Consider the following 8,908-nt stretch of genomic DNA (forward strand, 5'->3'; position numbering starts at 1 on the left):
CCCTGGGTCAACGACCCACCAGGTTACCGGCCCCGGTGGTCGTTGAAGTTGCCGTGCAGGCGGCCGATCTGGATCACGGTGTCGTTGACGGTCCCGGAGACCTTGTTGACGTAGGTGTCGCCCCCGCGGCGCCCCCGCTCGTCACGTGTCGCGGTGGGCCCGGCCAGGGCTTTTCGCACGAGCGCGTGCAGGCCTTCCGCCACGTGCGGCGCGACCACGACCTTGATCGACAGCGTCGTCCGCTCCGGCACGGGCACCTCCGCGAGGTCGTTCGGAACCTCACGGTAGCAGTGGAGATCAATGGCTCGACTGATACCGGGGGGTCGTGGTTCACTGTCCAAGGTCGTACGTTTCGTGTTCGTGGATTACCCCGCTCGCGGAACGAGGTCGCGAGTGTGCGGTTTCTCCAGGTTCCGGAGAAGGCGCCGCCAGTGACTTGACCCGGTGGTCGCGAGCGCGATCCGGCACCTGTTAGAGGAGAAGTAGCAAGATGGCAGTACAGGGCACCGTCAAGTGGTTCAACGCGGAGAAGGGCTTCGGCTTCATCTCCCCTGACAACGGTGGCGCCGACGTGTTCGTCCACTACTCTGAGATCCAGATGAACGGCTACAAGGCTCTCGAGGAGAACCAGCGGGTCGAGTTCGAGATCGGTCAGGGCCAGAAGGGCCCGCAGGCACAGGGCGTTCGCGCCGTCTGAGTCTGACTGGTCAGCACATCTGATCTGGTAAACAAAGCCGTTTGTCCTATTCGGGACAGACGGCTTTGTCGCGTTCGGCCGGCTTGCTCGGTGCCTTCGCCTCCGGCCGACAAAGGTGTCATCCTGGAGCAAGCCCCAAACCCGTCGGTCGCACCTTGTGCCCCGTGGATCACGATCAGTAGCTTCGCGGGCATGGGGAGACTGTTCGTAGCGGCGGTGTTGCTCTTCGTGGCCGGGTGCTCCGGCGGTGAGAACGCGGTGCCGGGCGGCGGCGGCAAGCTGGACGCCCTGCTCGCCAAGGCACCGGCGTACACCGGCCAGGTGGTCCCCGGCTCGGCCGTGGACCGCATCAAGAAGCGCGGCAAGCTGCTCATCGGCGGCTCCCAGGACGCCCCGCTGCTGTCCCAGCTCGACCCGGTCAGCGGCGAGCTCACCGGCTTCGACGCCTACCTCGGCAAGCTCCTCGCGCACCACCTGCTCGGCAAGCCGGAGACCGAGCTGCTCAGCGCGACCTCGGAGACCCGCGAACCGCTGCTCGCCAACGGCACCGTCGACGTGATCATCCAGACGTACACGATCACGCCCGCCCGCAGGGAGCGCGTGGCGTTCGCCGGCCCGTACTACCGGTCCGGCCAGTCCATCGCGGTGCGCAAGGGCACCTCCGGCATCACCGGGCCCGCCGACCTGGCCGGCCGGACCGTGATCGCGGGCGCCAACACCCCGGCGATCGCGGCGATCAAGCAGGCGGCGCCGACCGCGCGGATCGTCGAGTTCGGGTCTGACCCCGAGTGCCTGACCGCGCTGAAGCAGGGCCGCGGCGAGGCCTACGTGCAGGACCAGGCCATCCTCGTGGCGGACGCGGCGAAGGACGGCGAGCTCCAGCTCGTGGGCGAGCCGTTCACCGAGGACCTGTACGGCATCGGCATCAAGCACGGCGACGCGGAGTTCACGGAGGTCGTCGACGACTGGCTGCGGGAGATCGGCAAGTCCGGTCTGTGGCAGGAGGTCTGGCGGCAGACGATCGGCACCGTGGTCACCGGCGAAGCGCCGTCGCCACCGGCGATCGCCTCATGAGCCTGGTCCTCGAAGGCTTCCTGAACACCGTCGCCCTGACCCTGCTGTCGTTCGCCGGCGCGCTGCTCGTCGGGCTCGTCGTCGCGGTCATGAGGATCGTGCCCGTGCCGCTGCTGCGCGGCGCCGGCGCGGTCTACGTCGAGGTGTGGCGGAACATCCCGTTGCTGGCGTGGCTGGTGCTGTTCGTGTTCGGGCTGCCAGAGGTGGGCGTGCGGATGCCGTTGTTCTGGACGGCCTTCTGCGCGATCGCGCTGTACGAGGCCGCGTTCGTGGCGGAGGCGCTGCGGTCGGGCGTGAGCTCGGTCGCCACCGGTCAGGGCGAGGCCGCACGGGCGCTGGGACTGTCGTTCGGGCAGTCGTTGCGGCACGTGGTCCTGCCCCAGGCCGGGCGGCGGGTCGTGCAGCCGCTCGCGAACGTCGCCATCGCGCTGACCATGGCGACGGCGCTGGCCGGTGTCGTCGGCGTCGTGGACATGACCCGCGCGGCGCAACGCATCAACCTGGAGCTCGCGCAGCCGTTGCTGGTCTTCACCGGCGCCGGGCTGTGCTACCTGGTGATGGCGGCCGGCATCGGGTTCGGGGCACGCGTGCTGGAACGGCGGCTGGCCTGATGTTCGACGCTCCCGGCCCCCGCGCCCGCCGCCGGGTCTTCTGGGCCTCCGTGGTGTCCGCCGCGGTGCTCCTGGCGCTGGTGGCGCTCGGGTTGCGGCAGTTCGCGGCGAACGGGCAGCTCGACGCGGATCGGTGGAGGCCCTACCTGACCTGGCCCGTGTGGCGCTACCTGCTCGGAGGCCTGTGGTCGACGGTGGTGGCGGCGTTCGCGACGGGCGTGCTGGCGATGGCGGGAGGGTTGCTGCTCGCGTTGCGGCCCAACCGGTTCACCCGCGCGTACGCCGAGGTCATGCGCACGGTCCCGGTGCTGCTGCTGGTGTACGTGATGCTGTTCGTGCTGCCCTCGTTCGGCGTGAACCTGCCGTTGTTCTGGAAACTCGTGGTACCGCTGGCTTTGTCGCACGCCGCGTCGTACGCGGTGATCTTCCGTGCGGGCGTCGAGTCGGTCGATCCCGGGCAGCGGGAGGCCGGGTTGTCGCTCGGCATGACGGACGGTTCGGTGACGCGGTTCGTGGTGCTGCCACAGGCCGTGCGGCACATGACGCCGTTGCTCGTGACGCAAGCCGTCAGTCTGTTGAAGGACACCTCGCTGGGATATGTCGTGTCCTACGCGGAGTTGCTGTTCAACGGCCGCGTGCTCGCGAACTACAACGGCCTGCTGATCCAGACGTTCCTCGTCGTCGCGTTCATCTACCTGGTGGTCAACCTGGCGCTGTCCAGGCTGGCGCACCGCCTGGAGGCTGCTCGTGCCCGCGCTGCTCGCTGAGGTCACCCGGTCCGGGTTCGTGGAGAGCCTGCACCACGGCAGCGTCGTGGGGCTGCTGCCGTCCGGCGCCGTCGGCGTGTCCGTCGGGGCCGTCGGGGAACCGGTGCTGCCGCGGTCGTGCATGAAGCCGTTCCAGGCCTTGGCGTGCCTGTCGGCCGGCGCGCCCCTCGCGGGACCCGCGCTGGCGATCGCGGCCGGGTCGCACACCGGGGAGGACCGGCACGTCGAGCTGGTGGAGCGGTTGCTCGGCGAGGTGCCGGCCGAGTCGCTGCGCTGCCCGCCGTCGTGGCCGGAGGACGAGCAGACGCGGCAACGGCTGGCGGAACCCTCCCGCCTGCGGATGAACTGCTCCGGCAAGCACGCGGCGATGCTGGCGGCGTGCGTCGCGGCCGGGTGGCCGACGCGGACCTACCTGGACCCGGCGCATCCGTTGCAGCAACTGGTGGCGCGGACGATGGAGGAGCTGTCCGGCGAGCCCGTCGCGCACACGGCGGTCGATGGATGTGGTGCGCCCGTGTTCGGGTTGTCGTTGCACGGCTTGGCGCGCGCGATGCAAGGGCTGGTGCGCACACCGGTCGCCGACGCCATGCGCACGTTTCCCGAGTACGTCGGCGGAACCGGGCACGTGAACACCGTTGTGATGCAGCTCCTGCCCGGCGTGGTGGCCAAGGGCGGTGCGGAGGGGGTGCTCGTGCTGGCGACGACGGCGGGGCACGCGGTGGCGGTGAAGGTGCTCGACGGCAATCCCCGTGCCACCACGGCGATCGGGCTGACGGCCCTGGCCGCGCTGGGGCACGACGTGTCTCCCGCCGAGGAGCACCTGTCCGTGCCGGTGCTCGGCGGTGGCGAGGTCGTGGGGGAGGTGCGGGTGGCGTTCCACCGCCCTTCCGGCCAGAACCCTTCCGGCCAGAACCCTTCCGGCTAGAACTCCTGCGGCAGGTCGAGCATGCCGAGCTGGGTCATCACGGTCGCGGTGTCGCCGTAGACCCGTTCGCAGATCAGGACGTCCTTGTCGAACAGGAAGAAGCTGACCATCCTGACCTTGAAGGTCCTGCCGGTCACCGCCTCGCCGATGAGGCTGCCGAGGTGCGTGCCCTGGAGCTCGAACTCGATGATGACCGCGTCGTCGGCGTGGTGGACGTCGATGACCTTGTTGCGCTGGTCGGGGAACGCTTCGCGGGTGCGCTGCCAGTACTTGCGCACCTCGTCCACGCCGTCGAACACCTGGCCTGATGCCATGATCTCGTAGCGGGGGTGGGGGAACGTGTTCAAGGAGGTGTCGAAGTCGTGGTCGTTCTGCGACTCCATGTGCTCCAGGACGATGGCCTCGCGCAGCGCTCTGAGCGCCTTGGACTCGGTCATGCCGGCAGACCCTCCTACGTACGCCGTACGTCGCAGGGAAGCTACTCCACGTCGTATGGTCTCCGCCAGTGTCCTCCTCACGTGAACCGCTGACCCGCGCCCGCATCGTGGATGCGGCGGTGCGGCTGATCGAGCGCGAGGGCGTGGAGGCGGTCTCGATGCGGCGGCTGGCCGCGGAGCTGGGCGCGGGCACGATGTCGCTCTACAACCACGTGCCGAACAAGGCGGTGCTGGTGGACCTCGCGGCCGAGCGGATCATGGCCGACGCGCGGCCGTACCAGGTGGAGAGCGACGACTGGCGCGATCACTTCAGGGCGCACGCCCGCGCGGTGCGGGAACTGGCGCGGCGGCACCCCCGGGCGTTCGTGCTGCTCGCGACGCGGAGGCTGAGCAGCGAGGCGGGGTTCCGGACGATCGAGGCCGCGCTGCTGAACTTCGACCGCGCCGGCTTCCGCGGCGAGATCGCCGTCGGGATGATGCGCGCGATGGTGTCCTACCTGCTCGGGACGTTGATGCGGGAGGTCGCCACCTCTCCCGAGCTCGGCGGGATCGCGTTGTCGCCCTTCGAGGACGTCGACATGTCGGCGTTCCCGCTGTCCGCCGAGGTGATCGGCGAGCTGGGCGAGTACGACCACGACCGTGAGTTCGAGTTCGGGCTCGAACTCATGATCGCGGCGCTGGAGCGGTACCGGGAGGGCGGGCCCGGTCCCTAGGGACGCATCTCGTACTTGCCGGAGAGCGCGACGACCTGCTGCCAGACGGCGTCGAAGCGGTCCTGGTCGGCGTGCGGCTTGCGGATCTGGCCCAGGGCCCACCGCTGCTGCGCCTCGGTGCTGCTCGCCTTGCCGTGCAACGCGGTCGCGTAGCCGGCGAAGTCGCGGACCAGCACGTCGAAGATCTGGTCGAGGACCCGCTCGTCGAGCTTGGTGATCTTGGCTTGCTCGAGCACCAGCTGGCCGTAGACCACCAGGGTGAAGAGGTGGCCGAGGGTGAGCAGGAAGTCGAGGTCCCGCTGCTGAGCCTCGTCGGGGGCGGCGGTGGTGAGCAGGGTCTTGAGGGCCTTGGCCTGCTCGTGGAACAACCCCACGTTGGGCAGGTGGGAGTGCTCGGCGTAGATCGGCTCCCAGTCGTGGAACTGGATCTTGCCGAGCCCGCGCGCGGGACCCTGGCGCCAGAAGAAGTCGTCGTCCACCGGGTCGTGGCGGGTCGGGACCTCGTCGTAGGCCTTGGGGTTGAAGAGGTAGTTCGGCATGAACTTCAGCACCAGGGCCAGGTTCACGTGCACGGTGCCTTCGAGCTTGGGCAGCGCGCGGATGTCGGCCGTGGCGCGGGTGAAGTAGGTGTCCTTCTCGAAGCCCTTGGCGGCGATGACGTCCCAGAGCAGGTCGATGACGTGCTCGCCCTCGCTCGTCACCTTCATCTTGGTGATCGGGTTGAAGAGGAGGTAGCGGCGGTCGTTCTCGCCGGCGGACCGGAAGTAGTCGACCGAGCGGTCCGCGAAGAGCTTCATCGCGACGAGGCGCGCGTACGCGTCGACGAAGTTCTGGCGCACGTGCGGGAAGTCCGTGACCGGGTTGCCGTAGAGGATCCGGTTGTGGGCGTGGGTGATCGCCTCGTAGAAGGAGTGCTCGCAGATGCCGATGCTGGCCGTGCAGAGGTTGAACTTGCCGACGTTGACGGTGTTCAGCGCGGCGGAGAAGGCGTCGGGACCGCGGTGCAGGATGTCGGCGTCGGTCAGCGGGTAGTCCTCCAGGCGGAACTCGCTGACGAACATCTGGTTGTCGACGACGTTCTGCACGAGCTTGAAGCACTCGTGCCGGCTGTCGACGGCGAAGAAGACGTAGTCGTCGCCCTCCCTGCCGAAGACGCTGACCATGCCGGCGACGTTGCCGTTGCCGATGTAGTACTTGCCGCCGTTGGCCTTGTAGCCGTTCTCGGTCCTGGTGAGGACCATGTCGGTGCTGTAGACGTCGGCGCCGTGCTCCTTCTCGGAGAGGCCGAACGCGAACACCGCGCCGCTGTCGAGCAGGGCGGCAGCCTTCTGCTTGGCCTCGGCGTTCCCGCTCATCCAGATCGGGCCGAGCCCGAGGACCGTGACCTGCCAGGCGTACCAGTACTGCAGACCGTAGAAGCCGAGCACCTCGCTGAACGCGGCGTTGCGGGCGGCGTCCCAGCGCTTCGTGCCGTCGACGCCCTTCGGCGTGCAGAAGGTGGCGAACAGCTTCTCCCGCTTCACGAAGTCGAGGAACTCCGAGTACCAGACCCTGTCCTGCGCGTCGGCGATGAGCCGGCGCTTGCCGCGCGCCTCGAACCAGTCGATCGTCGCCCTGAGCAGGCGGCGGGACTCGTCGTCGAGGTGGGCGGGGTCGTAGTGGTTCGGGTCGAGCAGCACAGGCGCCTCCTTCGTCTCCGATCGGACGCTACCAGTGAGTAACTTGCCGGTCTACGTGGGGTTTCCCGTTCAGCCCGAAAGTGTCGGACCCCCGGCGTAACGTGCTCCGCATCACATTCGAGGTGGGGGGTTGCGTTGCGATGAGAGTGGTGTTGGCGATCGGCACGCGCAAGGGGTTGTGGCTCGCCCGCAGCGAGGACCGGGTCAGGTGGGAGCTCGACGGACCGCACCACGCGATGCAGGAGGTGTACGCGGTCGCGTTCGACACCCGAGGCCCGCTGAGGCTGCTCGCGGGCGTGTCCTCGCCGCACTTCGGCCCCGGCGTGTCCCTTTCCGACGACCTGGGCGTGACCTGGGAGGAGTCGGCGACACCGCCGATCGCGTTCCCGGTCGAGGACGCCGCCCTGGAGCGCGTCTGGCAGCTCCAACCGGCCCCGGCCTCCCAGCCGGGCGTCGTCTGGGCGGGCACCCAGCCGTCGGCGTTGTTCAAGTCGACCGACGGCGGCCGTTCGTTCGAGTTCGTCGAGGGGCTGTGGAACCACCCGCACCGCCCGGAGTGGGACGCGGGCTTCGGCGGCCAGGCCGTCCACACGATCGTGCCGGACCCGGTCGACCCGGACCGCGTGCTGGTGGCGATGTCGACCGGCGGCGTCTACCGCACCACCGACGGGGGCAAGTCCTGGGAGGCCCGCAACAAGGGCATCAAGGCCTACTTCTTCCCAGACCCGTGGCCCGAGTTCGGCCAGTGCGTGCACAAGGTGGCGCAGCACCCGGCTGCGCCGAGCCGCTTCTACGCCCAGAACCACCACGGCGTGTACCGCAGCGACGACGGCGGCGACAGCTGGCGGTCGATCGCCTCCGGCCTGCCGACCGACTTCGGCTTCGCGATGGTCGTCCACCCCCACGACCCGGACACGATCTTCACCTTCCCGATCGAGTCCGACGGCAACCGCTTCCCGCCGGAGGGCAGGTGCCGCGTGTACCGCTCCCGCGACGCCGGCGAGACCTGGGAAGCCCTGACCACCGGCCTGCCCGACAGCTTCTGGACCGCCGTGATGCGCGACGCGATGTGCGCCGACGACGCCGAGGTCCCCGGCGTCTACTTCGGCTCCCGCTCGGGCGAGGTCTACGCGAGCCCGGACGAGGGCGAGACCTGGCACCGGGTGGCCGCCCACCTGCCCGACGTGATGTCGGTCCGAGCGGCGGTGCTGCCCACGTGACCGCCACCCGTCGCACCCCGGCGGTGCACCCGTGAAGGTCACCGTCCTGATCCCGGGCGTGCTCCGCACAGCGACCGGCGGCGCCTCCCACGTGGACGTCGACGTCCCCGAGCCCGCCACCCTGGGAGCCGCCCTCGACGTCCTCGCCGGCACCTACCCCGGCCTGGACCGCCGCCTGCGCGACGAACGCGCCACCCTGCGCCGCTACGTCAACTTCTACGTCAACGGCGAGGAGTGCCGCCGCCTCGGCGGCCCGGCCACCCCGCTCCCGGCGGGCGCCGAGATCCAGATCCTGCCCTCGGTGGCGGGCGGCTGACGGCCGGGCCGCGGTGCGCCGCGGGGGATCGCGGCGCACCGCGTGACCAGTGGAGATGGGCGGGTGCTGCCGGTTCTGGCTGGGGGCGGCTCCACGACCCGCCACCGCTCGCCCCTTCCGCCCAAGCCGCCCGCCTTCTGGACACCCTCGGCTCCGAGGCCTGACTCGCAGCCCGCCTGTACGTCGGCTGCCCCGCGCATCGGCTGTCCTGTACGTCGGCTGCCCTGCACGTCTCCCCATGCCGTGCCGACTCCAGCCATCGCCGAGTCCAGCCATCGCCGACTCCAGCCATCGCCGACTCCAGCCATCGCCGACTCCAGCCATCGCCGACTCCAGCCATCGCCGACTCCAGCCATCGCCGACTCCAGCCGCCGCCGACTCCGTGCGCCACTGCTCCGCCCGCCGCCGGTCCTGTCTGCCCACATCGCATGGCTTCCCGGGCCGCCCCGATCTACCGCCCCCGCCCGGC

At 69.8% G+C, this 8,908-nt stretch carries 11 protein-coding genes; 8 read left to right on the forward strand and 3 right to left on the reverse strand.

Going from position 1 to position 8,908, the window contains the following annotated elements:
• Positions 1–23: 23 nt before the first annotated feature.
• Positions 24–251, reverse strand: a complete 228-nt coding sequence (locus BMW88_RS34080; protein WP_089959034.1) for a hypothetical protein — start codon at positions 249–251, stop codon at positions 24–26.
• 239 nt (positions 252–490) lie between these two features.
• Here BMW88_RS34080 and BMW88_RS34085 point away from each other — a divergent pair, with 239 nt between their 5' ends.
• The 5 genes from BMW88_RS34085 (at position 491) to BMW88_RS34105 (ending at position 4,074) form a co-directional block, all read left to right on the forward strand.
• Positions 491–697 carry a cold-shock protein gene (locus BMW88_RS34085; RefSeq protein ID WP_030468404.1) on the forward strand — a complete coding sequence of 69 codons (207 nt, stop codon included), beginning with the start codon at positions 491–493 and terminating at the stop codon, positions 695–697.
• A 192-nt stretch (positions 698–889) separates the two neighbouring features.
• A complete protein-coding gene (locus BMW88_RS34090; RefSeq protein WP_089959036.1) occupies positions 890–1,771 on the forward strand; it encodes a glutamate ABC transporter substrate-binding protein in 882 nt (293 codons plus the stop codon).
• Positions 1,768–2,382 carry an amino acid ABC transporter permease gene (locus BMW88_RS34095; protein WP_089959039.1) on the forward strand — a complete coding sequence of 205 codons (615 nt, stop codon included), beginning with the start codon at positions 1,768–1,770 and terminating at the stop codon, positions 2,380–2,382. The genes BMW88_RS34090 and BMW88_RS34095 overlap by 4 nt, the downstream gene beginning before the upstream one ends.
• Positions 2,382–3,149, forward strand: coding sequence for an amino acid ABC transporter permease (locus BMW88_RS34100; RefSeq protein WP_089959041.1), 768 nt, complete (start codon positions 2,382–2,384; stop codon positions 3,147–3,149). The genes BMW88_RS34095 and BMW88_RS34100 overlap by 1 nt, the downstream gene beginning before the upstream one ends.
• Positions 3,130–4,074 carry an asparaginase gene (locus BMW88_RS34105; protein ID WP_245778239.1) on the forward strand — a complete coding sequence of 315 codons (945 nt, stop codon included), beginning with the start codon at positions 3,130–3,132 and terminating at the stop codon, positions 4,072–4,074. Before BMW88_RS34100 ends, BMW88_RS34105 begins: the two co-directional genes overlap by 20 nt.
• Here BMW88_RS34105 and BMW88_RS34110 read toward each other — a convergent pair.
• Positions 4,071–4,511, reverse strand: coding sequence for an ester cyclase (locus BMW88_RS34110; protein ID WP_089959045.1), 441 nt, complete (start codon positions 4,509–4,511; stop codon positions 4,071–4,073). The two genes, BMW88_RS34105 and BMW88_RS34110, sit on opposite strands and share 4 nt — an antisense overlap.
• A 68-nt stretch (positions 4,512–4,579) precedes the next feature.
• On the opposite strand from BMW88_RS34110, the gene BMW88_RS34115 reads away from it, so the two are divergent.
• The gene (locus tag BMW88_RS34115; protein WP_089959047.1) at positions 4,580–5,224 is read left to right on the forward strand and encodes a TetR/AcrR family transcriptional regulator C-terminal domain-containing protein; all 645 of its coding nucleotides are present in this window, start codon (positions 4,580–4,582) and stop codon (positions 5,222–5,224) included.
• Here the strand turns inward: BMW88_RS34115 and BMW88_RS34120 are convergent.
• A complete protein-coding gene (locus tag BMW88_RS34120) occupies positions 5,221–6,903 on the reverse strand; it encodes an acyl-CoA dehydrogenase family protein (protein WP_089959049.1) in 1,683 nt (560 codons plus the stop codon). The genes BMW88_RS34115 and BMW88_RS34120 overlap by 4 nt on opposite strands.
• A 140-nt stretch (positions 6,904–7,043) precedes the next feature.
• On the opposite strand from BMW88_RS34120, the gene BMW88_RS34125 reads away from it, so the two are divergent.
• Positions 7,044–8,123 (forward strand): WD40/YVTN/BNR-like repeat-containing protein, encoded by a 1,080-nt coding sequence (locus BMW88_RS34125; RefSeq protein WP_089959051.1) that lies wholly within the window; start codon positions 7,044–7,046, stop codon positions 8,121–8,123.
• A 31-nt stretch (positions 8,124–8,154) separates the two neighbouring features.
• The gene (locus tag BMW88_RS34130) at positions 8,155–8,439 is read left to right on the forward strand and encodes a MoaD/ThiS family protein (RefSeq protein ID WP_089959054.1); all 285 of its coding nucleotides are present in this window, start codon (positions 8,155–8,157) and stop codon (positions 8,437–8,439) included.
• Positions 8,440–8,908: the final 469 nt, after the last annotated feature.

Source organism: Lentzea xinjiangensis, assembly GCF_900110955.1.
Classification (GTDB): Bacteria; Actinomycetota; Actinomycetes; order Mycobacteriales; family Pseudonocardiaceae; genus Lentzea; species Lentzea xinjiangensis.